15 protein-coding genes are annotated in these 25,883 nt (G+C 38.1%); 5 read left to right on the top strand and 10 right to left on the bottom strand.

Annotated features, from left to right (window positions below; translation table 11 throughout):
* Nucleotides 1-186: 186 nt before the first annotated feature.
* Nucleotides 187-2,808, top strand: a complete 2,622-nt coding sequence (locus H4J59_RS11265) for an EAL domain-containing protein (RefSeq protein WP_182239442.1) — start codon at nucleotides 187-189, stop codon at nucleotides 2,806-2,808.
* 233 nt (nucleotides 2,809-3,041) lie between these two features.
* Here H4J59_RS11265 and H4J59_RS11260 read toward each other — a convergent pair whose 3' ends face one another.
* Both H4J59_RS11260 and H4J59_RS11255 read right to left on the bottom strand, forming a co-directional pair.
* Nucleotides 3,042-3,941, bottom strand: a complete 900-nt coding sequence (locus H4J59_RS11260) for an ABC transporter ATP-binding protein (RefSeq protein WP_182239440.1) — start codon at nucleotides 3,939-3,941, stop codon at nucleotides 3,042-3,044.
* Entirely contained in the window at nucleotides 3,938-4,753 is an 816-nt protein-coding gene (locus H4J59_RS11255) for a hypothetical protein (RefSeq protein WP_182239438.1), read from the bottom strand. The genes H4J59_RS11260 and H4J59_RS11255 overlap by 4 nt, the downstream gene beginning before the upstream one ends.
* Nucleotides 4,754-4,986: 233 nt before the next feature.
* Here H4J59_RS11255 and xdp1 point away from each other — a divergent pair, with 233 nt between their 5' ends.
* Nucleotides 4,987-5,787 carry an exosortase-dependent surface protein XDP1 gene (xdp1, locus tag H4J59_RS11250; RefSeq protein ID WP_182239437.1) on the top strand — a complete coding sequence of 267 codons (801 nt, stop codon included), beginning with the start codon at nucleotides 4,987-4,989 and terminating at the stop codon, nucleotides 5,785-5,787.
* Nucleotides 5,788-5,914: 127 nt separating this feature from the next.
* Nucleotides 5,915-8,713 (top strand): tetratricopeptide repeat protein, encoded by a 2,799-nt coding sequence (locus tag H4J59_RS11245; protein ID WP_182239435.1) that lies wholly within the window; start codon nucleotides 5,915-5,917, stop codon nucleotides 8,711-8,713.
* 299 nt (nucleotides 8,714-9,012) lie between these two features.
* Here the strand turns inward: H4J59_RS11245 and H4J59_RS11240 are convergent, their stop codons facing one another.
* The 6 genes from H4J59_RS11240 to H4J59_RS11215 all read right to left on the bottom strand — a co-directional run bounded on the left by H4J59_RS11240 (nucleotide 9,013) and on the right by H4J59_RS11215 (nucleotide 18,093).
* Entirely contained in the window at nucleotides 9,013-11,421 is a 2,409-nt protein-coding gene (locus H4J59_RS11240; RefSeq protein ID WP_182239433.1) for a DUF748 domain-containing protein, read from the bottom strand.
* A 154-nt stretch (nucleotides 11,422-11,575) separates the two neighbouring features.
* Nucleotides 11,576-12,232, bottom strand: coding sequence for a DUF2959 domain-containing protein (locus H4J59_RS11235; RefSeq protein ID WP_182239621.1), 657 nt, complete (start codon nucleotides 12,230-12,232; stop codon nucleotides 11,576-11,578).
* Between the two features lie 11 nt (nucleotides 12,233-12,243).
* Complete coding sequence (locus tag H4J59_RS11230) at nucleotides 12,244-12,474, bottom strand: hypothetical protein (RefSeq protein WP_182137753.1); 231 nt, start codon at nucleotides 12,472-12,474, stop codon at nucleotides 12,244-12,246.
* A 411-nt stretch (nucleotides 12,475-12,885) separates the two neighbouring features.
* A complete protein-coding gene (locus H4J59_RS11225) occupies nucleotides 12,886-14,202 on the bottom strand; it encodes an outer membrane protein transport protein (protein ID WP_182239431.1) in 1,317 nt (438 codons plus the stop codon).
* Between the two features lie 410 nt (nucleotides 14,203-14,612).
* Nucleotides 14,613-16,412 carry an alpha-amylase family glycosyl hydrolase gene (locus tag H4J59_RS11220; RefSeq protein ID WP_182239429.1) on the bottom strand — a complete coding sequence of 600 codons (1,800 nt, stop codon included), beginning with the start codon at nucleotides 16,410-16,412 and terminating at the stop codon, nucleotides 14,613-14,615.
* 19 nt (nucleotides 16,413-16,431) lie between these two features.
* The gene (locus H4J59_RS11215) at nucleotides 16,432-18,093 is read right to left on the bottom strand and encodes an alpha-glucosidase (protein WP_182239427.1); all 1,662 of its coding nucleotides are present in this window, start codon (nucleotides 18,091-18,093) and stop codon (nucleotides 16,432-16,434) included.
* 493 nt (nucleotides 18,094-18,586) lie between these two features.
* On the opposite strand from H4J59_RS11215, the gene H4J59_RS11210 reads away from it, so the two are divergent.
* A complete protein-coding gene (locus H4J59_RS11210) occupies nucleotides 18,587-21,100 on the top strand; it encodes a TIM-barrel domain-containing protein (protein ID WP_182239425.1) in 2,514 nt (837 codons plus the stop codon).
* Nucleotides 21,101-21,250: 150 nt separating this feature from the next.
* Complete coding sequence (locus tag H4J59_RS11205; RefSeq protein ID WP_182239423.1) at nucleotides 21,251-22,783, top strand: MFS transporter; 1,533 nt, start codon at nucleotides 21,251-21,253, stop codon at nucleotides 22,781-22,783.
* 65 nt (nucleotides 22,784-22,848) lie between these two features.
* On the opposite strand, the gene H4J59_RS11200 is transcribed toward H4J59_RS11205, so the two are convergent.
* Entirely contained in the window at nucleotides 22,849-23,871 is a 1,023-nt protein-coding gene (locus H4J59_RS11200) for a LacI family DNA-binding transcriptional regulator (RefSeq protein WP_182137747.1), read from the bottom strand.
* Between the two features lie 326 nt (nucleotides 23,872-24,197).
* On the bottom strand, nucleotides 24,198-25,826 hold the full coding sequence (gene pgi / locus H4J59_RS11195; RefSeq protein WP_182239421.1) for a glucose-6-phosphate isomerase: 1,629 nt from the start codon (nucleotides 25,824-25,826) through the stop codon (nucleotides 24,198-24,200).
* Nucleotides 25,827-25,883 lie beyond the last annotated feature (57 nt).

The following is a 25,883-nucleotide window of genomic DNA, read 5'->3' as shown; positions in this document are numbered from 1 at the left end:
GTGCAATTGTTCTGTATAACAAGGTAATATAATCTAGTAAAAATATCTAACAAGCATAAGCTAAGCATTAGACTACAAGCTGTTGAGCGAAATAATGTCTGCCGTAACAAAAATGTGGTGAGTCTTGAAACTTAACTGCAAGGCCAACATGTTGAATTATCATTCACTTAGATGAGTATGTATTTCTTGATATTTTCCGAATTCAGCAAGAGAATTTCCACCGCTTTAATTGCCATCATTTTACTTGCTATTGTCGTCAGTTTTGCTGGCCTTGTTCATAACATTGACCAAAAAAATATCAACGAATTAAATAGTGACTTTACGATTAATAGTAGCTATTACATTGATAAAACTAACAATACTGACCTTAATAATATCTTAAGTAATACTGATTTTATCGCTAGTAAATTAAATAATATTCCTTATGCATTAGCACAGCAAAGTTATTGGATAAAACTATTTCTGCATTATCCTATTGATAAAACATCAATAACTACTAGCGCGCAAAAAAGCTTTATTCAAGGTAGTGGCAACAAGCAACTAATATTGATGGCCGAACATAGTATGCTTGATACTTTTATCGTTTATCAACTAAATGCCTTAACAGCGCCAGAAAAAATTTACCAGAAACGTGCCAAATCAAAAGAGTTAAGCCAAAATATTTACCCTTATGCAAGACTACAGCTGAATCAATTCGGCCATAGTGAATACCTAATAAAAGTGAAAAACTCTGGTCCTCCTAATATACCTCTGCTGTTATTTACCCCACAAGACTTCGAGCAAAGAGTACTGCTATCTCAATTAATATATGGCGCATTTATCGGCATATTACTCATCATGGCAATATATAACTTAGTATTATTTTTTGCTGACAAAGATAAAGTTTATTTATTGTATATTGGTTACTTATTATCTGCTTTTGCATTACTGTCTTCATTAACAGGTTATGGATATTTTCTTTTCTCCGACCAAGTAATGCAGTTACTCAATAAATATATTATCTTTACACATTTTTTACTGATTATTTTTTTACTGTTATTTACGCTTTATTTTTTACGTTATGACCGTTTAAAACATTGGGCTTACAAATATTCACTTATATTTACTATTGTTATCAGTTCATTAGGGCTATATTCTCTTTCGCTCGACGAATTAACCCAAGCTAAACTTTTTTTCTCTCTGCAGCCACTATTTTATATTGTCGTACTCTTCCTAATCCTTAACCGCCTGAAACGAGATTTTTTATGGGCACGTTTTTACTTTTTGTCCTGGTTGCCCTTATTAGCTGGCGCTATTATTCAACCTCTAGTGCTGCTTAATCAACTTGAATATAGCTTTTTAACGGGCAATGCATTCCTATTTGCCATCATGATTGAAGTCACCTTTATGGCATTTGCCTTAGCTGAGCGTATTCGCCGCAATGAGCAAGAAAAACTAACTATGGTTGCTTACCACCAAAGTAACCATTTACCGAGACAAACAAATTTAGACCATAAAATCAGTCAGCTTATAGCAGAAGGTAAGCAAAACTTTACCGTAATAGTGATCAAACCCGAGCAATTTCACCGTATCGAACTCTATATCAATGAACAAATATGCATCCAATTCTTTCAAAAAGTCTATCTAAAATTATCTTCATTGTTCAGGTTTAATGATGCTGTACTTAATATCACTGAGCAATTTGAAAAACTCTGCTATCTCGAAAATAGCAGCTTGGCTATCGTCATTGACAATTCACTTAACGAGCAAGATATAGCACTATTTATTAACTCAATTCAGCAAGCCGTTCGTGATGTTTTTTATATTAAAGATCTTAAACTGCCATTATCCGCGTATGTTGGTTTAGCAAAATTTTCTGCTCATGATAGCTCAAGTACAAGTATGATCAATAACGCGTCAATTGCCGCAAATAAAGCTGAGTTAACGCAAAATAAATGGACTTACTTTACGCAAAAAGATAACCAAAGTAGTCCTTCATCAATACAGTTAGCCATTGACCTACAACAAGCAATAACAACGCAAGGGTTTGAGTTGTTTCATCAACCACAGATCGATTTAAAAACCAATAAAGTCTGTGGTAGTGAATGTTTAATTCGCTGGCACCATCCAACGCTTGGTCATGTTTCACCTGATATTTTTATTCCTGTCGCGGAAGACTTTGGTTTAATACCTTCATTAACCTTATGGGTAGTAGAAACAGCCTTGAGTCAACAAGCAGCGCTAACCCAAAATACAGGTCTAAACCACATGGTGTCTATCAACATCAGTGGTAAAGACCTTATTCAAGCAAATTTTATTGATGACATCACCAAGATAATTAATCGCAGTGATATTAAGGCAGAAAAAATCATTTTCGAATTAACAGAATCTGTTTCTTTTGCACAAAATAACATCGCAATAGAAACCATAGAAAGCCTTATTAAATTAGGTATTACTATTAGCCTTGACGACTTTGGTACTGGCTATGCTTCCATGTCGCAAATTAATCAGTTGCCGTTCCAAGAGTTAAAAATAGACCGAGAATTTGTTGAAAATGTTTGTAGCAATAATAAACGTAAAGTTATTGCGGAAGCTGCAGTGAAAATGGCAAAAGGCCTAGGCTTAGAAGTGGTTGCAGAAGGTATCAATAGCAGCTTAGATGAAGAAACTTTACGCTGTTTTGGTTGCGACATTGGTCAAGGTTATTACTATGCTAAACCTATGTCTTATGAGAGATATTTAAGCTGGCTTAATCATTTATCTAACGGCCAAATACCAGCGAGCTTAGAGGGAGAATATATACCCGCTCCTCTTAAAGATGCAAATTAATAAAAGATGAGCTAAAAGGCATGGATGATGAAGGTAGAGCAAAGTAGGATCGCACCGCCAAGAAGCGTTATTCTCGACGGCTGCATCCGGCGTTGGCTTAATCACCGACAGCGATATGGACATATTGTTGAAATCTATAACGCAGGCAATAGTCTTTATCTATTTGCTCTTAGCGAGGTAAGTGAGTAGCAAAACAGTGATATTCCCATCAAAAAAGTTCAGATATTTTTTAGTTAAAACAATTGGTTTTCAAGTGTTTTGCCATTAATAAGGTGAGTATAAGACCAATTATTACTTGCTAAGGCTGTTAATAAGTTCATTTCAATACTTAGCTTACCTTGCTCATTACTGATGGTAAGTAAGTATTCTTTATCTTGTGTCATAGTCACCTGGCTAACGCCCGGAATTTGTAATATTAAGGGTATAATTTCTGGATAAATCTGTTTCATTCTCAGCGTTAAAAATCCAGCACTGTCATTATTACCCAGCGTTTGATGCTGTTTTAAGTGACCATTATCGAGATAAAGTACCTGATCACATAATCGCTCAAGTTCACTAAGATCATGAGAGCTTAAAATAAAGTTAACGTCGCTGGCATGTTCACTAACAATAGCGCGTACCTCTTTAGCATTAGCAGGGTCAAGCCCAGCCGTTGCTTCATCTAACATGACAATTTCAGGGCTACCTAATAAGGCTTGCGCTATGGTTGCGCGTTTTCGCATACCGTGCGATAACTCACTGGGTAGGCTATTTAACGCATCTGACAAACCTACCATATCTAAAACCCTAGCCGTATCTTTTTGAGCAAACTTGTTGCTCATACCTTGTAAGCGAGCATAAAAGTTTAGTTGCATCGCAATCGTAAACCTAGGGTCTAATTGCGCGTCCTGGGGTAAGGCTGACAAACGCCCAAACAGCGCTGAATTTCCAGGGGCATGTCCCAATATACTAATTTTGCCTGATGAAGGCTGAATATAGCCACATAACAAGCTAAACAAAGTGGTTTTACCTGCACCATTAGGACCCACTAAAGCCACTGGCGCCCCTTTTTCTAAAGCAAACTCGACCTTGTTTAGGGCTGTTTTATCTCCATATCGTTTCGTAACTTGTTGAACATCGATAATTAAACTCATAGTGATGCCCTCTTCATCAGCCAATGGCTGGTCATCAGTAACAAAGCGGTCTGTATTAAAGGTAATAAATATTGACTAGTGGCCATGTTATTTTGCGATAAAATACTGCTTATTTGATCACCTGGAAATAGCCAGTTTAGATAAAAAACTTGGCCAAATTGATATTGAATAAAAGCAAGCACCAAAGGACCTAAGGCAAAAAATAATGTGGCGGCAACTATCGCAAGTCGCGCTGAATTAACCAAGGTATTAAGCAATGACATTAAAGCAATAAACGGCATAACAACAATTAATAATTCTAAAAATAATTTAGCACCTATCTGTAGGCTAGCCGATAAAAGTGTTACATCTCGCATACTGGCTAATAGGGTTGTCGCTATTGAGGTCAGCAATATTAATATCGCTATAATAAGCAGCTGACCTAAATAACGCCCTAATATTAACTCGGCTCGGGTTGTTCTTAGGGTGATAAACCTTAATGTGCCACGATGCTTATCTGAACAAAACTGATCGCTACAGACCAATAAAGCAAAGCTTGGGAAAAAATATACCGCCACCAACCAATAAATAGCGTACTCAGCGACCGGCCAATCTAAAAGCGCCGTTAGCCCCAGAGCACCAAACAGTTGCGACGCCATGCTTTCAAATGAAGGCGAAATAACCATTGCAGACGCTGAGCCAACAAAATAATACAAGATAATAAACCAGATTGTGGCAAAGGCTGATAACGCCAATAAACCGCGCTTAGTGGTAAACAAACGTAAAACTTCAAAAGTAACTAAGCACCAAATTCTCGACCAACTTATCTTCACATCACACCATAATAACTGTTATTTTTTAATAGATTAAAGTTAAAAGCAGTGAAATGCGAGTAATAAGTATAAATACCTTAAAATATTGTCAGCTTGTTTTACAGTTCAAAAAAAATATAAACATAACTAGCTGTAAATAAAGAATAAAGTATATCGGCCTGTTTTTTGCATAACGCGTTATATATGTCGAAAATATTAATATACATTTAATAAAGAATTATAAGGGTAGATTAATGAGGTATTCGTTCACAACGCTAATGATGGCAGGATTGTTATTACTCTCTGGGCCTGCATTAGCAAGCACCACAACCGCAGGTTTTGGTAACGTCATTAAAACAGGAAATAACTTTAATCAGTTTGATGTTAATGTCGATGGCGTAACTATTAATGTCTCTGGCTGGTCTGATACCGCTAACTTATCAACCGATCGTAATCAAGACAGTGCAATTAAACGCGCTGTCGATTTCGATAAATTTAGTGGTGGTTGGTCTATGCAAAATAAAGACGAACATAGTAATTACTGTGGTACATACAGCCATTCTGCAGATAATTTTGGTACTTGTGGTTATAAAGACTATGACTTCTTTCTGTTGTCTTTTTCTGAAGAGGTATCATTAGTAAGTGCAAGCTATAGCTGGATAGCAAAAAGTGCAAGCCAAACCCAAGTCAGTGTAGCAGCGTTAGATAGTGCATTGTTTACTAATTCTAACAGTTTAAATAACAAAACTTGGGCTGGGTTAGCAAGTGGACATACCCTAAAGTCAGATTATGCTCAAGTCAAAAATGCTAGTGGTTATTACTCAAATTTTCATGGTGATACTAAAGACCAGTATTCAACTGTGTGGTTAATTGGGGCATTAAATTCAGTCTTTGGTGGCAATACAGCATGGGAAGGTAATGATGGAATGAAGCTATCTGGTGTTTCTTTCAGCAAATCAGCTAGTGATCCAGCGCAAGTACCTGAGCCTAATACGATAGTAATGTTTTTAATCGCGTTAATCTGCTTAGCACGTTTTGGTAAACGCCGCACTTAAGCCTGAACAATAAAAATGATGGCTTTGGCCATCTTTTTTTCATTTCTGCTCGCGTATTATTTTTAATAAAAATTCTATTATAAAAATTTTCAATATCAACACTACTTTTAAAGAAACCCGAGGTACTATGCGCTATACCGTTTTAATATTGTCAATGATGGTCATTCCTTTTAGTTATGCCAGCTATGACTATGAAAAAGCCCACATCGCATTTAATGCCAGTGAAATAGAAGCAGCTTATATACATCTAAAAAATGCTTTAAAGAATACGCCTGATAACTTACCCAGCCAATTATTAATGGCAAAAATACTACTACAACAGCATCATTACACTGACAGCGCAAGCTTATATCAAGAAGCGTTAAGCAATGGTGCCGACATCAATTTAATATTAAATGAGTTAGCTAACGCATTGATGTTATCTAAACAATACCAACAAGTGGTTGCATTAAACAATTTAGGAAAATTAAATAATAATAACCACTTACAATGGTTATTATTAGCTGCTAATGCCTATAGTGCTTTAGACGAAATAGAAAAAACCAACTTATATTTACAACAAGCCTATGTGATAGCGCCTGATAATATTAAGGTGCTGCAAAGCCTCTCAACTCATTTTTTAGCGCAAAAAAAACACCTACAAGCAAGTGAAAAAATAACGCACCTGTTATCTTTATTTCCTGAAGATGCAAAAAATTGGTATTTGCAAGGGCAATTACACATAGCCAAATTTGAATATAAGCAGGCCTTAGTCGCATTGGAAAAAGCTTATCAGCTTGCCCCATTGGACCCCTTTATTCAGCGTACACTTGCTAATGTATATACCGGTGAAAATCGTATAAATGATGCCTTAACCATTATTAATTTAGTACTAAAAAATAGCCCTGAAGACCCCTTCGCACTATTACTAAAAAGCCGACTGCTATCAAATAACCACCAAGAAGCAGAGTCTCGCTTAATTTTAGACGACATCAGCAATCGCTTATCTTTACTGAGTGATGAAGACAAGCAAAGTAATCAGTCGTTGCTCTATGTCGCTAGTGTCAGTGCTTATGTCAAAGGGGATTTTGAGCTCGCACAAACACAACTGCAAGCTTATCTAAAGGATAATTCAGACGACCTATTTGCCATTAATTTACTGGTGTCTATTTATATAAGCCAAGGGCAGTGGTCTAAAGCACAAACGACACTTGAAAATAAGCCGGCGTTAATTAAAAATGATCTAAAATTATCACTGCAGTTAGTTGAAATATACCTGAAAAAAAATAAACTCTTTAAAGCTGAACAAATGTTAAATAATTTGCCTGTTCACTTTCAAAAAACAGCTGACTATCTTAGTGCAGAAGCACTATTGTTAACTCGTCTTAACCAATCAACTAGCGCTTTAGCGTTACTTGATAGTGCGCTAAACCTAGATGCACATCCAAAATTACTGATCACCAAAGCGCTAATTTTAAAAGAAAATAAAAATTTTGCTGCTGCAATACTTATTGCAGATAACTTACTGATAACTGATGTAAACAATAGTGATTACTTAAAATTGAAATCTACACTGCTTTTAGCACAAAACAAATGGCTTGAAGCATTAACGATTATCGAACAAATTTTAGTGATAAAACCCAATGATTACACCAGCCTTTTCAATAAAGCTTCTGCCCTTGCCTTAGTGAATCAACTCGCGCCAGCGTTAACTATTTGTCATGACTTATTAACACGCACCCCCAATGCAGGTCAGGTATTAATATTGCAAGCAAAAATCAATCGAGATTTGGGCGAAGTTGACCCCGCCATTGCAACACTTGTTGAGCTGTTACAAAAAGAACAAAGCAATATCTCTGCATTGGAGACTTTGCTGTATATTTATATTAGCCAGCAAAAGAACATAGAGGCGATGAGTTTATTGGATCAATTAACCAAGTTAATTTTTTTAAATCCTAAATATGTACGCTTAAAAGCGCAAGTTTACTTAGCCTTAAAAGATCAAGAAAACAGTAACAAGCAAATAGATATCTTATCTAGTTTGGCAAAATCTTCACCAGACTTTTATGCCTTAGCCGAACTTCAAGCTAAAGCAAATATGTTAGTCGCAAGTAAGGTGAGTCTTGAGCAAGCTATTTCTACCCTAGAGGGTAACTCAACTGATAAACTTAACATTGAATTTGCGCTGGTTAATATAAATTTAATTTTGCAAGATTATGCTGTAAGCAACAAGCTTTTGAATAACATTGAACAGCAATATCCAAAAAATAGTCTTACGGCACTACTTCGTGGCCATTATTATTATGCCCAACAACAATTTCTCCCCGCTCAAGCGTATTACTTTAAAACCTTAATACTTGATAAGAAAAATACCCAAGCATTAATTAAACTCTATCAACTCGCGCAGCTAAATATAAAAAATGATGAATTTATTAAGCTGGTAACTGCACTGCTGGAAGATTTTCCTGACTACCATTTAGCGCGCAATTTACTTGCTGATCATTATTTAAATAATGTCAATTTATTAGCCGCTAAGCCGCACTACGAAAAACTGGTTAGCGTTAAATCGCTAGAAAATCAGGCAGCGATATTAAATAATTTAGCCAGTATTTTACAATTTGAAGATTTGGAAGAAGCCAGGTTTTACGCAAAGCAAGCCGTTGAGATTAACTCGACGTCAGCCGCCTTTTCAGATACTTATGCTTGGATCATCGCACAACAAGGCGATTATGACTTAGCCTTAAATCTACTACGAAATGCTTATGCTATGGACTCAAACAACCCAAGCATTACTTATCATTTAGCCTTCACATTGACCAAGCTTGAACGTAACAAAGAAGCATTAACCGTACTTAAAAAAAGCTTAGATAACACATCAATATTTAGTGAAAGAGTACAAGCTGAAAAACTTTTTCAAAGTTTAACTAAAGCCACAAGTCAATCGTAAGCATTAATTAAAAGCAAAAAATTCGGCGTAATAGCCGAATTTTTAACACACAAGTACAAGAAATTTCGCTCTGTTGCAGCAACTGTTGTAGCAGTTATTGTCGTATCAATTTAAGCTGGTCTTACCTTATACTGGTGTTGTATGCAAAGAAACTAAGCATAGGCTAACTATGGCATCTCTTGCTATCTCTTGATGCTTGATGCTGTTATAAAATAACAGCCCTACTTTTTTAAAAACACTAAGGTTAGACTCATTTGATTAATTAAGTAAACTACTTATTAAGCAAGTAAGTAAATAACCTAAATAACAAATTTTATACGTGGTTTAGCCCCCTTTGAAGTGTCTATTTGTGGCGTACAAAACAAAAGCCGTGCTGAAGGAACTTTTAATTGCTCAACCATATACGCTTTAAATATCTCCACACGTTGTTGCGATAGTAGATTTAAGCGCGCTATATTTTCTGACTGATGCGCTTGTGAAGCATCAGTCAATGCAATATCGCTCGCGGTTGCTACAGCACAAAGCTTAACATTAACCTTGTCTCTATCGGCAAGCATCACAGACATTTGGCGACTAAATTCTAGTTGTTCCGTATTCAATTCAGTTGCACTGGCCGGATAATTTAAGTCGTTGATTCTTAGTTTAAGGGCAAATTCACCGGCTGCCATGGCAACTTTCATCACACTGGCATAAGGTACAAACGTGGTGATTAAATAATCTTTTGCCGCTGACATTGTCGCCTGTTTAACCAGTAAGGTTAACAAGCCTGACAAGCCAAATGAAGGTGAACTCGTATCGCCAGTGAGTGGTAGCGACAAGGCTACATTACCATCAGAATCTTTTAACATACCCAAAGCAACATTAAACGGCACACTAAATTGCTCTTTTATCACACCTCTTTCATGATCATCCGCTGAAGTGAACTCTATACCTCGAAGTAATAAATCAATATCGCCATTCAGTTGCTTACCCGTCAAGGCGGCTTTTAGCGTTATATCAAGTTGGCCACTTTCAATCTCGTATTGTAAAGCCTCTTTAATATAGCTAGAAATACCCGGTAAACTCACCTCTTTAACCACAGCATCTAGCGTGAACTTCTGCTGGGGAGCAAAGGGTAAGCCTCGCCCTTTTAGGTCAAAACTAGCATATTTATCGCTTTTTCCTTGTATATTAAGCACAACTTCCTGCTCAGGCTTGCCACTATCAACATCTGACAAAAGTAAATGAGTAATGTTTACGTTGCGCTCATAATACGGCGTAACACTTGTATCTTTAAAGTCTATCTGTGCGCCATCGAGCAAGCTAAACTGCCCTAGTCTAAATATAGGCTTAACAGGTTTATTAGTCTCATCAACTACCAGCTCTTGTGTAACAAGCTCATTATCAGCCGTTTTACTTTCTTTTTCAGTGCCCGATGTTTTTTTATCTTCCTTATTAGCAAGCGCAACCAGTGTCGCCAATTGCTTTTCTTTATCTAATAAAACATTAGCCACAAGTCCAGATAAAGTGATGTTATTAACGGCGATAAGCTCAGGCGTATACTCGATATCATTTACCGACAAGCGATTAAAGGCGGCTAATGCTGGCATATTTTGTTGGATGTTTTTTGAAAATTCACCGTTAGCCACCTGCACATTTTCAATCGTTACTTTAGCCATGTTTTGCTGGTATTGAAGGGCAATATTATTAGCTGATAAATTTGATATTTCAGCTAAGAGCGCATTATTCTCTTTCGATTTTGCAGCAAGCCCTTCAATAACATAATTCAACATGACATTAACATTGATGGGTTTATTCGGCTGTAATAATACCGCTAAATCTTTCACCTGAATTTTTTGACGCTTAATAGCTATAGCAATATTATTTTGTTCAACATGCAGGTAATCAACTGAGGCTATGAGGTCACTGGTATTGACTGATGTTTGCTCATTGCTGATGACAATATCCATTTTACTGGCATAACTTACTTTGCCATCAAATGCTGATATGGAACTAGGCAAAAAAGTTTTTGCTGAACTTAAGGCAATATTTTTCGCATTCAAATCTATACTAATTTGGCCTTGTTGTTTCAACAAACGACCATCTAAAGCAACTTCTATTAGTGCGCCATTTAAATGGCTGACTAAATTTAATTTAATCTCTTGTTCATTTTGTGCAAGTAAAATGTTCTGTAAAGAAAATGAATCTAATTGAATGTTATGTTTTTGTGAAAAATGCACTAATTCGATGTGTGCATCGGTCAAGGTAAATTCAGGGATAATAATTTGATAAGGAAAATCAGTGCTTGCTTGCTCTGTTTCTACTTCTGTTGCTAACGGCGGTGAATTTTCGCTACGTAATTCAATGCCAGCAACATTGAGTGACGACTCATTGACCGTGACAGGAATAAATAGGCCATTGACCATAAATTCGGCAACATAAATTTTATCAAACAATAACTGATGTAAATGTAATTCTGCGTCCAGACTTTGCAGTTTAAGTGCGCTGCTTTGCTGATTAGTTTTCACTTCTAAATGACTAATAGTTAAATGCGCTGTAAATGGGTTATAGCGAAGACTAGATGCAGAAGTTAGCAATAGAGGCTTGGGCAATCCATAAGTATTGAGAGCATAACGTATTATAATCGGTGAGAGTAACCAAATGAGACCATAAAGGAGAATAAAGGTAATAACTAAAATTTGACTAAGGCGTTTAAAATAACGACCCATGTTGGATTCCTATACGTTGAAGAAATAACACAGAGCTATACACAAAGTAGTTTGCTTATGCTCCTGTTTTACATGATTAATTATATATAATAAAAAGACAAAAAAACTATCGCAATGTGAGTACCATGGTCGGTAAAATAAAAAGCTTCACAAGCTATTCTGCTTTTAACAAGTTGATGAATTGCTGTGATTGCGCTATCGCTTTACTCATTTCTGACACTAAAGATTCGACATCGCGTTTAATGGTTTTATACTCGCCTTGTAAGGCGCCAATAGCCTGCGCATTTAAATTATGCTTGAGATATAAACTATTATCTTTTAAGGCTGATAACACAGGTGCCATTCCGTCTTTAGCTCGGTACATCGACTTAATTAAACTTTGGTAATTACGCTCGGTTTTTCTCAGTTTTTGCTGGCTTTTTTGCTTCAAGCTATTACTTGAATATTGTTGAATTTCTTCATTCCATTCAGCAAACAGCGCATCGGCAACGCTTTCAATAGCATCAATACGAGAAGCCACTTCTTCAGCCGAAGCTTTACTGGCTTGATATTGGTCATTGACCAACTCATATTGCGTGGTCAAATCACCACCGTCATAATTGATCAATTGAGACAGCTGCTCTAATGCAGATTGGAACTGTTGCTGAGCATCCTCTTGAGCGCCTTGAGCGTTTTCAACCCGATCTAGCATAATATCGCGCTTATGCACACCCACTTTTTCCATGGCAGAATAATAAGCCGATTGACAGCCAACCAGTAACACTAGGGCAATAACAACCAAGTATAAGCTTGATACTGCTCGACTTTGCATTTTTAATGTTTTCAAAATCTGTTACCGCTGGAGAATTTTGCCGCGTCAATAATTGCCCACAAGTGCGTAATAAGTGCGAAGGCAATCGGGAAGATTAACCATGAAAGTGCCCAGAAAATACTGGCGAAAACAAAAAACAAAATAGCGGGCAGTAAACGCCCTTGCACCAATTGGCCTAAACCTGGAATAAAAAAACTGCATATCGCTGCTAAAACATTACCGCCAGAACCTTGTTGTGCCATAAAAACCTCTTAAATATAGAATACTTGTCACTGAAATATCGTGTTATTGTCAAAAGTATAGCATTACATTAATGTGTAAGCTGCTGTTATTAAGTCGACATAATGTAAATAAATAAGACCTAACGTTTAGCCAAAACAGCGAATATTTGAGGACAACGTCCAATTGTTATTAATATTTTATTTTAAATCAAAGTAATACCACAAAAACATAAAGCTATTTTAATAATACCAGCGTCAAAGGTTAGAACCACCATCAATAAAGCAGTCTTACCTTAAGCATAAAAAAACCAATCGTGTACACGATTGGTTTTAAATGAATAACTCTTTAGCTGATAAAAAGCTAAAAAAGCTCTTTAAACTACCGGTAAATAAGGTGAATGTTTAATTAACTGCGCAAAACACCTTATCACTTTAAAAGCTTTTGTTGTACTGCACGGCCAACAGCAAGGCATTACCTTCTGAGCTAAAGCTCCAGTCTTTGTTACCAACAAATGCACTGAGTGATTCGGGTAATTGACCTAATAAAGCATCTTCTTCAGTGACCACGACATTATCGCCGTTAATATATGAAAGACCAAAATCGATGCTCTCAGTGCTACTTAACTGATATGTAGCGCCAGCGCTGTACCATAACCGGTCACTATCAGGTATTGAAATTGAACGATAGTCTTCAGCCGCAGATTGGTCAAACGCAACACCCATTCTTAACGCGAGTACTGGATTAACATCATAGGTGGCGCCTAAAGCAAAGCGATAGCTATCTTCAAAATTCTCTTGCTTTTCAAACGCTAGTTCATTGCCGGCATACGCTTCAAGTTTTTCAAAACTCGACCATTGCGTATACATAATGCTGTAATGTGTAGCCCATTGCGGTGTAACTTGATGAAAACCTGAAAACTCTGTCACTGCTGGCATATCTACCGATAAGCTAGCAGCGGTTTCAGGCACTGCAAGTCCAGAAAATTCGCCTTCAAATGCAAGCTCTACTTTACTACGATAAGAAAGTGCAAATCGGTGATCAGCATTGATTTCATAAACAACACCGGCATTCCAACCATAACCAAAATCATCACCTGCCATGTTAACAACTTCAGTACTGGTTGGTACTGGTGCAACAAGGGTACCAACGCCAGGAATGGTAACCCCGTCTTTTAACACGCTACCTGCATGCCTAATTAATTCAGCCTCACCGTAGACTAAGTTCATCCCTAAACCTAGACTAAGCTGTGCATTGACACGGTATGAGCCACTGATATTAGCGTTGACCGTTTTCAGGTCGGTTTTACCACCAATCGAGCCAGCAGCATAATCGTTGTCGTACTCACTTTTAAGGCCAAAATTTGAATTAATGCCAATACCATAAGCAAAAGTATCATTGACCGGGTTAATAAAATACATGGCTGGAATAATAGCGATTGGTACCACACCATCTTGGTCAAGTTGACTAACATCGTAGTCTGCGCCAAGCATATCGGGTGCATCCATACCTTCAATATTGACACCGGGATCGATATACGTGGCCGCTAATGAAAAAGAAGCTTTGTCGAATAAGGCCATAGCTGCTGGGTTGCGCGCTAAAACAGCTGCGTCGTCAGCGATAACTGAATCACCAGCAAATGCACGACCTAAGCCAGAAGCACTGGTTTCGTGTAACTGAAAAGAAGCTGAATAGCTGTTAAACGTTGCCAATGTGATGGCAGCGGCAAGTATTGATTTTTTTAATGTCATGTTAGTTCTCAGAAATTATGGGGAATAAAATATTTATTGTGTTGTAAAGAGTGGATTAAATACTGAAGAAGAAAAAATAATAATACCCGAAAAAACGTATTCGTCTTGTTAAGAAGTGTAACGCGATTATCAAAAAGAATTTTAATAAGCTGTGTTCAAGATGATAGTGAAAATACTGAAAACATAAATAACAGCACTATAATCGCCGAATTGAACCGCTAATTGGATTGTGAGATGAGAACCACGAATATCGTGATCCCTATTGTAGCGTTAATCATTTAGATACCTGCCTTGTTAATGCATACCTGTTTAAAGGCATAAACAACCGTCGGTTTAGTTATCGGCTGTCTAAGGTATCGTAAGTAAGGTCAGTAAAAGGTTAAGATAAAAGTTGCTAACCTGATAGTCGGTTATGGCAACTGATAAATAGCAAAGCTTAACGGGGCTATTTTATCATCGCCTTGGCTCTCGGCGGATAAATAAAGCAGCTTCGCATCCTTATCGTTATAAATACCGCTATCAAGTACCTTAAGTGCTTTAACCTGATCGGCGGTATTAAAAACAATCAGTAAATTTTGCTCTTTTTCTTGTTCATTTAACGAAAAGGTATGTGAGCGCGTAATAGCAAAAATACCGGGTTTACTTTGCGCGTATACCGTACTTTGTTTGCCAAAACGTAACGCCGGGTATTGCTGGTATAACTCACCATACTGAGCAAAGCTCTGGTAAAACAAGTGGCTGGTATCAAAATTATCATCTGCAGTCGTATGATTGCTTGCCAGTAAATCATCATCATTATAACTCACCACTTGAGATGGCATCATGTCTTGGCGTGAAGCTTGATCACCACCATCGCCAACAAAACCTTGCTCATCACCATAATAAATAACCGGCACACCACGACTAAAATACAACAGGGCGTGGGCTAACAAATTTCGTTGAATTTGCTCTGCTTCGCTATAGTTATAGTCACTTTCTTTTAAGGTATAAGCAAAGCGCCCCATGTCGTGATTACCAGTAAAGTTAACCAGTTGGTTTGCATTAGTATTTTCAATATCCTGATGCGACGTTTGGTATAAATAATCTTGAGCAAATAATTTAGCGAGCACATCAGTGCCTTTTTGCTCAACCAAGGTTTGTTGAAGTGCACCTTGTAGCGCAAAATCTAAAACTGATTGCAGCTTTCCCTCTACGGTAAAAGGGCTTAGCAGCTCAGGCTCAAAGCTATAGACTTCGCCATACATAAAAAAGTTATCAATACCTTGTGTTTTGGCATGTGCGATCAACGCAGGTGAAAACGTTTGCCAAAATGCCATATTAACGTGTTTTACCGTATCAATACGAAAGCCGTCAGGTTTAAACTCATCAATAATGGCGGTGTAAATATCAATCATGCCTTTAACCACTTTATCACTATTGGTATCAATATCATCAAGACCGGCAAAGTCACCACGAATGGCGCTTTCACCTACCCAATTAGAATCACCTTGATTATGGTAAACATCAACACTATTAAGCCATGCCGGTGTTTTCAGGTTTTCACTACCTGTTGGAATAAAGGGTGTGTAGGTATCACCTTGTGCAAGTTGTGCTAGTGACTTAAACGGGCAGTTTTTATCTTCAAGCAGCCAAGTTAAGCCATCACTGCTGTGACATTCTTTATACTTAATAACATCAGCTGTGTGGTTGGTAATAATATCGAAAAATACTTTAATATTGCGCTCGTGGGCTTTATCAATAAAGTTTTTTAATGCTGCATTCGTGCCTAAGTGTGGGTCTATCTCACTAAAGTCTACAATCCAATAACCGTGATAACCTGAACTGCCGTTTTGCACCGCTTGATTGCGTAATACCGGTGTTAGCCAAATAGCGCTTATGCCCATATTATCAAGGTAAGGTAATTTCTCTGTAAGCCCGGCTAAATCACCACCGTGATACATACCTTTATTTTTTTTATCAAAGCCACCACGTGATATAGCACGTTTAGTATCATTTGCTGCTGCGCCTAAATCATTACTTTTATCGCCATTATAAAATCTGTCAGGTAAGACAAAGTAAAAAATTTCATCCTGAAAGTCTCGTTGTTGATAAGGCGCTAATTTAACTGCTTTTGCCGTAAATTTTTCACTGACTTCGCCAGCATATACTTTTACATTAACCACTAAGGTTAGCGCGCATAAACTGCAAAGGGATAACAATTTTATCATCATTTATATTCTCTATATCACGTTATAACGAAGCATAAAAACAGCCAAAAGCAGGTAATATTATTTTGCTATCAAGCGTTTTACCGTCAACAGTTTTGCCCTTAATAACCTGAGCGGTTGTTAAGTTATGATCGCTTAGCGCTAAGAGTTCATCGCTGAATAAATCAAGTGAGAACGCTTGAGTTTGATCACTAAAATTAAAACACACCAAGAGTTTTTCAACGCTATCTTGTCGGATAAAAGCCAGTATCGGCTCTGGCGAATCAACAAAAGCAATATCACCATAAAGCAATGCACTGTGTTGTTTACGCCACTGGGTAAAATGACGATAACTATTGAGCACTGAGTCTGCTGAACCGTCTTGTAAATTCACCGATTTTTCTTGATGTTCAACCGCCACAGGTAACCAAGGCTTAGCTTGGCTAAAACCGGCATTAATTTCATCATGTTGCCATGGATGCGGCGTACGACAACCATCGCGGCCTTTAAATTGCGGCCAAAAAGTAATACCGTAAGGGTCTTGAATATCTTCAAAAGCAATGTCAGCTTCAGTTAAACCAAGCTCTTCCCCTTGAAAACTACAGACACTCCCGCGTAAAGAGGAAATCATGGCGAATAGCATTTTAGCTAAATCAGCATTTTGCGCTGCATTTTGGCTTTTTCCCCAACGACTGATCACCCGTTGCACGTCATGATTTGAAATCGCCCAACAAGGCCAACCATCAGACACACGTTCTTCAAGCGTTTGTACAACTTGCTTAATGTAAGTCGCGGAAAATTCATCGGTCAGTAAATCAAAACTGTAGCCCATATGTAATCTATGATCACCTTGGGTATATTCTGCCATGGTTTTTAATGAGTCTTCTGAAGATATTTCACCTAAAGTGACGGTGCCAGGGTATTGATCTAATAAGGTTCGAATAGATTCAATAAAAACTAAGTTTTCATCTTGGGTGTTATTAAAATAATGATATTGATAAGCATAAGGATTTTTTTCATCAAAGCCGATACTTTGTCTTAATGCTTTTGGTTTAGCCGGATTGTCACGCAGTTGAGCATCATGAAAACAGAAGTTTATCGCATCTAGCCTAAAACCATCCACACCGCGCTTTAACCAAAATTCAACATTATCAAGCACAGCTTTTCGCACTTTTGGCTGATGAAAATTAAGATCTGGCTGGCTAGTTAAAAAGTTATGCAAATAATATTGCTGACGACGAGGCTCCCATGTCCAACCGCTACCACCAAAAATAGATAACCAATTATTAGGCGCGGTACCGTCTTCTTTAGCATCAGCCCAAACATACCAGTCAGATTTATCATTGCTTTGGTCTTCACGGCTATCAATAAACCATTGATGCTGATCTGATGTATGGCTCAACACTTGATCTATCATGATTTTAATATTGCGTTCATGTGCTTTAGCAATTAATTCATCAAAATCGGCTAAAGTACCAAAAATAGCATCAACATCACGATAATCACTAATATCATAGCCAAAGTCTTTCATGGGTGATTTAAAAAATGGCGAGATCCAAATAGCATCAACGCCTAAACTAGCAATGTAATCTAACTTACTGATTATGCCAGGTAAATCACCGATACCATCTTGATTACTATCATAGAAGCTGCGCGGATAAATTTGATAAATTACTGCACCACGCCACCACATTTGTTCACTCATTATAAAACTCCAGGCTGTATTTTGAATTCATTTAAGACACTAAAAATAGGGTTATTACTTGCTCTTGAATTCTCTCTTTATTATTACAGCATAAGAATACGCAATTCATTTGGTGGGGAATAGCCTTTGCATACGTATGCATTGATTTTCCTTAATTTTGCATACGTATGTAGTCACTTGTGGGGGGAATATTTACCCTGACTTATACCCGACCTGCTCGACATAAAGTGATCAGCTAAAACTTACGAGCTAAACTTTACGAGCTGAAATATAGCCCGATATAAAACCATGTCTTTGCCTATTAACCTAGTGATGACTAATAACATAATATAACTAACACAAGCTTGCATACGTATTCAAAGTGCTGTGTTAGCTTGAGTCAGGTTATTATCTTGGTTATTAGATAAAAAATTCAATAAAGGGCTTTATCTTGCGTTCACTTTTACTGATAAAAAGTACTTGTCTATTTGTACTCTTATTCGCGGTCCAAACCATGGCCAGCGATAAAAATAGCTACCTAAACCATCAACTAAAAGATCAAAGCTTAGTGATCACCACAACACTAGGACCCTTGACCTTAAGTGCCTATAGCGACTATGCGATTGAAGCACATTATCAATATAAAAATAAACGCAATAATGCCGCATTTTTACCTTCATATGCCATTAAAGAACAGGCCCTAAAGCAAAAATTTTTGGTCAGCGAAAATCCACAGCAACTGATACTCTCTGCTGGAAAAATTAACGCAGTCATTAATAAATCGCCTTTTAGCATTAGCTATTATCAAGGCGAAAAATTGTTAGTTTCAGAAGAAGCTGGATTTTTTCTAACTACGGCGGCAGAAGATAATCAAGCGTATAATGTGCAAGGCTTTCGTTTTAAGTTAAGTGAAAACGAAAAGCTATTAGGTGGAGGTGAACGTGTATTAGGTATGGACAGGCGTGGTCATCGTATGCCGTTATATAATCGCGCACATTACGGTTATGAAACCCAATCAAACCAAATGAATTTCAGTTTACCTGCCGTATTCTCGAGTAATAAATACATTTTGTTATTTGATAACTCAGCAAAAGGTTGGATGGATTTAGGCAAGTCAGAACAAAACATTATGCAATTTGAAGCGGTATCAGGTCGTATGTCTTATCTGGTTTTTGCTGGCAAGACTTACCCTGAACTTATCAATAATTATGTTGATGTTACCGGTAAGCAACCCATGCCGCCACGCTGGGCGCTAGGTAACTACGCCTCGCGTTTTGGTTATCGCACTGAACAAGAAGTACGAGATACGGTTAATAAATTTATCGACTTAGACTTTCCTCTTGATGCGTTAATACTCGATTTATACTGGTTTGGTAAAGACATTAAAGGCCACATGGGTAACTTAGCATGGGATAAAGCCGCCTTTCCCACCCCAACAAAAATGATCAGTGACATTAAAGCGCAAGGCGTGAACACCATACTAATTACCGAGCCGTTTGTACTGACCAGCTCGAAAAAATGGGCTGATGCCGAAAAAAGTCAGGCTTTAGCGAAAAACACTGACGATAATGCCAAGCGTTTTGACTTTTACTTTGGCAATACCGGCTTAGTCGATGTCTTTAGCGATAAAGGAAAAACCTGGTTCAATAGCATATATAAAACCTTATATCAGCAAGGCGTAACGGGTTGGTGGGGTGATTTAGGTGAGCCAGAGGTTCACCCTAGTGACATTTTACATACCTTAAGCGACGGTAACGTGGTCAATGGCGATGCTATTCATAATGTGTATGGTCATCAGTGGGCTAAAATGGTTTTTGAAAATCAGCTCAGCTTAGCGCCCAACGAGCGGCCATTTATTTTGATGCGTTCAGGTTTTGCCGGTTCACAACGCTATGGCATGATCCCATGGACTGGTGATGTCAGTCGCGCTTGGGGCGGATTAAAACCCCAAGTAGAGCTTAGCCTACAAATGGGTGTGTTAGGCATGGCTTATACCCATTCAGATTTAGGCGGCTTTGCTGGCGGTGAAACTTTTAATAAAGAGCTATATATTCGCTGGTTACAATACGGTGTATTTCAACCTATATACCGTCCACATGCACAAGATAATATAGCGCCAGAAGTCGTATTTCATGATAAAGAAACCCAAGATATTTTGCGAAAATTTATCAAGCTTAGATATAACTTACTACCTTACAATTACACCTTAGCCTATCAAAATAGCACCACGGGTATGCCCTTAATGCGCCCGCTATTTTTTGCTAATGAGCTTAATGAAACGACCGTATATAAGCGTGATGGCGCGCTTAAAGATAAGTCTGAAAATGAGCTTAAAGATAAGCTTGAAAATGAAAGAAGCCTAAGCTTAATGGACAATGCAACCAGTTATTTTTGGGGCGATGCTTTTTTAGTAACACCCATTGTAGATGCTGGCGTAAAATCAGTATCAATACCTTTACCCAAAGGCGTTTGGTTTGATTACTTCACCGATAAAAAGTATCAAGGCGAGCAGACCATTTCTTTAGCCACTAACCTAGAAACGCTGCCTGTATTGGTTCGCGCGGGTGCGTTTATTCCCATGATTGACGATATTCAATCAACCCAAGATTACGATAGCAGCCAGCTAAGGCTACATTATTACGCCGATGATTCAGTTAAGCGTAGTGCCGGAGAAATGTATGAAGATGATGGTAAAAGCTTCCAGTCATTATCAAAAAAACAGTATGAAATATTACATTTTAGCGCCAAGCAGAATAATCTCAACAAGCATGACTCAGGAGAAAAAAATATCGTATTTTCCTTTAATCGCAGCGGTGAAGGTTACCCTAACATGCCAGAAAACAGGCAAATTTCTTTAATCATTCATCATTGGCTTACTATGCCTAAAAACATCACGCTTGCAGGTGAAAAATTGAAAATAGGCCCTAATACAGCTGAGTCTGAGGTTTATTGGCATAAAACAGAAAAGACACTAACAGTGAAATTTAATTGGCAACACCAACCATTAACACTCAGCATAGATAATTAAGTAAAATACAACTAAATGGTAACGTTCATACAAAAAACACCGCTTTATTATACCGCTGAATACGTATGTAGGAGATAGCTGTTCAGCGTTATTATGAGTATATTTAGATTATTAAACTCGCTAAAATCATTAATTATAAGAGTCCGCTACATGACCACAACTGATGCCGATACTAATAAAAGTATCAATGAACATGAACATAAAAATAAAAACACCCCTACCGCTCATCAAAAACCCCGCCTTAATTTTTGGCAAATATGGAACGTAAGTTTTGGTTTTTTAGGCGTGCAGTTTGGCTTTGCTTTACAAAATGCCAATGCCAGCCGAATACTTTCAGACTTAGGGGCTGATCTACACTCTTTATCGTTATTTTGGTTAGTCGCGCCCATTATGGGCTTGTTAATTCAACCCATAGTAGGCGCCGCATCAGACAAAACCTGGAATCGCCTAGGTCGACGTAACCCTTACATTTTAGCAGGCGGATTTGCGGCGGCTATTGGCATGCTATTAATGCCAAATTCAGCGACCTTAGCCAGCTTTATTACGCCCTTATTTTTTGGCGCTATGATGCTAGCCTTAATGGATGCGTCGTTCAATTTAGCCTTTCAGCCGTTCCGCGCTTTGGTATCTGACATGGTGCCCGCTGAGCAGCGTAATATTGGCTATTCAATCCAATCTTTTTTAATTAATATTGGTGCCGTTTTTGGCTCCATATTGCCCTTCGTGCTGACCAATGTTGTTGGCCTAGAAAACACTGCTAGCAGCGCAGGGTCAGTTGCCCCTTCCGTTATTTGGGCCTTTTATATTGGCGCCTCAGTCATGCTAGGCTCAGTATTGTGGACAGTGTTTAGAACCAAAGAATATGCCCCGGGCACTCGTGGCTTAGCCCCATTAGAACAAAGCGATACTGAGCAGACTCTTAGCGATAAATTGGTTGAATTTTTTGGCCTAATGAAAACCATGCCAAGTACCATGAAGCAATTAGCCTTGGTACAATTTTTCTCTTGGTTTGCATTATTTATTATGTGGGTTTATACCATGCCAGCTATCGCTCAGCATATTTGGGGTATTGAGGCCAAATGGTTTGACCCAGATTATTTAGCGTCTATCGGTACCATACCTACACATATTGCTAACGCAAAAGGCAGCGCTGGAGATTGGGTGGGCATCATTTTCGCTGCTTACTCTTTTTTTGCCGCGATAGCCTCATTATTTATGGCTAAAGTAGCCAGTAAAATTGGTCGTAAGCTAACATACTCGGTCTCGTTACTTGCCGGTGGTATAGGTTACTTAAGTATTATGCTGATGCAAAATCCTGAGTTAATCATGGTCAACTTAGGGATCACTCAAATTGAAGTGCCACAAGGCGCAGTAGACTTGTTCTTACCTATGGTAGGTATTGGTATTGCTTGGGCGGCAATACTAGCCATGCCATACGCCATTTTAGCCGGCTCATTACCCGTGAAACAAACAGGCGTTTATATGGGAATATTTAACTTCACCATTGCTGCGCCTCAAATTGTTTCAGGTATTTTTGCTGGCTGGATATTAACCGCCGTTTTTGATAACCAAGCGGTTTACATTATAATGATGGCGGGTGTCTCAATGATATTAGCGGCTCTGTCGGTCTATTTTGTCAAAGATGGTACAGAGGATAAAGTAGCAAGCCGAAATGCTGACTAACCATTTAAGCGCAGCGTTATGGATATTAACTACTAAGCTTTATGCTAGTAGTTAATACCCAGTAGTTAATAGCCAGAGGATTTTCTAATCACTAATTCTGGCGTTATTAAGGTCGTTGAAGTCTCTTTACCATTAATTGAGTCAAGTAAGGTGTTTACTAATAGCTCACCGGCTATTTGAGTATCTTGCTTAACCGTTGTTAAAGGTGGAAAGGTAAAGCTAGCAATGGCAATATCATCAAAGCCAACAACAGCCACTTGCTCAGGTATGTTGATATCACGTTCTTTAAGTGCTCTCATCGCGCCAATGGCAATTAAATCGCTAGCCGCACAAATTGCATCAAATTCTTGCCCACTTGCTATCAATTCACAAGCCGCTTTGTAACCTGCCTCTTCCGTGTAAAAGGCATTAAACTGCATGTTAGTGTTCACTACTAAGCTATTATCCTCTAGTGCTTGGCAATGGCCTTTATAGCGATCGAAAAATTCAGGCGCATGACTAGAGGCACTGCCTAAAAAAGCAAAGTGTTTTCTGCCTTGCTTGATCACGTGCTCAGTAATTTCTTTGCCACCAAGAAAATTATCACAACCTATAGAGACCACAGGTAAATTTTTAACTTCTGCACCCCAGCGCACAAAGTGTGTTCCTTGTTCGCTCAATTTAATTAACTTTTCTTCATAATCAACGTAATCGCCATAGCCCAATAATATCAGGCCGTCTGCTTTATTACTGTCTTCAAAATCTGCGTGCCAGTCATTACTCGATTGTTGAAAAGAGACTAATAAATCATAACCTTTATGTGCGCAAGCTCTCGTTATGCTACCTAACATAGAAAGGAAAAAGGGATTAATCGCTGAATTGTCATTGGTGGGGTCTTCAAATAATAACAAGGCAATAGTGTCACAATGCTGTGAGCGTAAGTTGCTGGCATTTTTATCTACTTTGTAATTTAATGCTTTAGCAATAGCCTGAATTTTTTGTCGAGTTTCTGCATTAACTAAAGGACTATTGCGTAGTGCTCTAGAAACTGTTGACTGAGAAACACCGGCTTGATAGGCGATATCAAAAGAAGTAGCTTTTTCTTTCACTTGGATAATCTCTAAAAAATATGTTTAAAAAACAATGTCTTTAAAGGGATATTTAAAGGTGTATTTAAAAACGAAGATAATGAGAATATACCTGAGCAAGTAACAGATGTATATAGTGTATGTAGCGCGCAAACGTCATAACCAGATCATTATAAATTCTGCCTATGATTGATAATAATATCCCTGTAAAAATGTTAATACCATGGCAAGCATGATGGCTTTTCTCAATAGTATTAATACTAAGAAAACAACAAAGCTCATCAGCAAATTATTGATTTAATTGCGCCTATAACAGATTTTGTTACAGGCTCATTAACTTATACAGACTAGCGAGCTCTATAAAGCTTAATAAGTGAATTCGTTGAACCATCCATATCTAACGTTTCAGTAGGGTCGGTTATTTTTGTTAAGACTTTATTACCCAGCGACTTACCTAATTCAACACCCCACTGGTCAAAAGAGTTTACTTTCCAAATAACACCTTGGACAAACACTTTATGCTCATACATGGCAATTAAACTGCCAAGTACCTTAGGTGTTAACTTTTCAAATAAAAGTGTATTACTGGGTTTATTGCCCTCCATGACCTTATGCGTAGACAGTTTTTGAATCTCTGATACATCACAATTGGCTTTTTTCATTGCCGCTTTCACTTCTTCGAGACTTTGCCCCGCCATTAATGCCTGACTTTGACCAAAACAGTTAGACGCGAGCATGTCGTGATGATTACCCATGTCATGAAAGGGAAATAACGGCATCAAAAAATCAACAGGGATAGGGGTTTTACTTTGATGAATAAGTTGATGAAACGAGTGCTGACCGTTGGTCCCTTCGCTGCCCCAAATTATCGGGCCAGTATCATAAGACATAGACTTATTATCAAGTGAAATAGATTTACCGTTACTTTCCATATCTAGCTGTTGAATATAAGCCGGTAAGCCCCGTAAATAATGATAATAAGGTAATAATACTTGTGATTGCGCACCATAAAAATTTCGGTACCAAATACCTAATAAAGCCAGAATAACCGGGATGTTTTTTTCTAGCGGCGCCTTAGTGAAATGTTCATCCATTTCAAACGCGCCTTGTAAAAATTCACGGTAGTGTTTAAAGCCTATCGCTAATGCCAAGGGTAAACCAATCGCAGACCAGACCGAATAGCGCCCGCCTACCCAATCCCACATCGGAAAAATATTGTCTTTCTCTATGCCTAATGCTTGTGCGGCCTGAACATTAGAAGAAACACAGGCAAAGTGATGCTTAACATTTTCTGCGGTGGCGGTGGCAATAAACCAATCACGTGCTGTCAGTGTATTACGCAGGGTTTCTTGGGTGGTTAATGTTTTAGATGACGTGATAAAGAGCGTCGTTTCAGGATTGACTTTAGACAGCACATCATGAATATGGCAGCCGTCAACGTTAGCAATAAAATGCACTTTTAACTGGCTTTGTTGATAAGGTTTTAGTGCCTCTGACATTATTTTAGGCCCAAGAAAAGATCCACCAATACCAATACTGATAACATCCGTAAACGCTTTACCGGTATAGCCTACTTTTTTACCTGAGGAAATATCATTAACAAAAACTTCTAACTTAGCCAGCGTTGTCTGTATTTGTGGCATGACATCGACACCATCAACATAAACAGCTTTGCCTGAAAAGTTACGCAGCGCCGTATGCAATACCGGACGATTTTCAGTGGTATTAATCGCTGCGCCATTAAACATCTGGGCACGCTTATCAACTACACCGGATGACTGTGCCAAATTCATTAATAAATGCATGGTTTCATCAGTCACACGGTTCTTAGAATAATCGAGCATTATTCCCGCGGCAGAAAGTGAAAAATTATTAAAGCGCTCAATATCTTGCGTAAATAAATCGCGCATTTGTACCGACACGTTTTTATTATAATGATTGACGAGTGACTTCCACTCAGGGGTGCTTGGTAACATACCCGTTATATCCTAATGTAAAAAGATGAGACTGACTACAGGGTCACCTGATAGCGC

The organism is Colwellia sp. MB02u-10, from assembly GCF_014077185.1.
GTDB lineage: Bacteria > Pseudomonadota > Gammaproteobacteria > Enterobacterales > Alteromonadaceae > Cognaticolwellia.
This window is presented reverse-complemented; position numbering and strand designations above follow the sequence as displayed.

Bases quoted from the DNA above. Each gene is read 5' to 3' on its own strand.
- H4J59_RS11245 (WP_182239435.1), top strand. From the start codon at position 5,915: ATGCGCTATACCGTTTTAATATTGTCAATGATGGTCATTCCTTTTAGT.
- xdp1 (WP_182239437.1), top strand. From the start codon at position 4,987: ATGAGGTATTCGTTCACAACGCTAATGATGGCAGGATTGTTATTACTC.
- H4J59_RS11215 (WP_182239427.1), bottom strand. From the start codon at position 18,093: ATGAGTGAACAAATGTGGTGGCGTGGTGCAGTAATTTATCAAATTTAT.
- pgi (WP_182239421.1), bottom strand. From the start codon at position 25,826: ATGTTACCAAGCACCCCTGAGTGGAAGTCACTCGTCAATCATTATAAT.
- H4J59_RS11220 (WP_182239429.1), bottom strand. From the start codon at position 16,412: ATGATGATAAAATTGTTATCCCTTTGCAGTTTATGCGCGCTAACCTTA.
- H4J59_RS11205 (WP_182239423.1), top strand. From the start codon at position 21,251: ATGACCACAACTGATGCCGATACTAATAAAAGTATCAATGAACATGAA.
- H4J59_RS11235 (WP_182239621.1), bottom strand. From the start codon at position 12,232: ATGCAAAGTCGAGCAGTATCAAGCTTATACTTGGTTGTTATTGCCCTA.
- H4J59_RS11260 (WP_182239440.1), bottom strand. From the start codon at position 3,941: ATGAGTTTAATTATCGATGTTCAACAAGTTACGAAACGATATGGAGAT.
- H4J59_RS11240 (WP_182239433.1), bottom strand. From the start codon at position 11,421: ATGGGTCGTTATTTTAAACGCCTTAGTCAAATTTTAGTTATTACCTTT.
- H4J59_RS11210 (WP_182239425.1), top strand. From the start codon at position 18,587: ATGGCCAGCGATAAAAATAGCTACCTAAACCATCAACTAAAAGATCAA.
- H4J59_RS11230 (WP_182137753.1), bottom strand. From the start codon at position 12,474: ATGGCACAACAAGGTTCTGGCGGTAATGTTTTAGCAGCGATATGCAGT.
- H4J59_RS11225 (WP_182239431.1), bottom strand. From the start codon at position 14,202: ATGACATTAAAAAAATCAATACTTGCCGCTGCCATCACATTGGCAACG.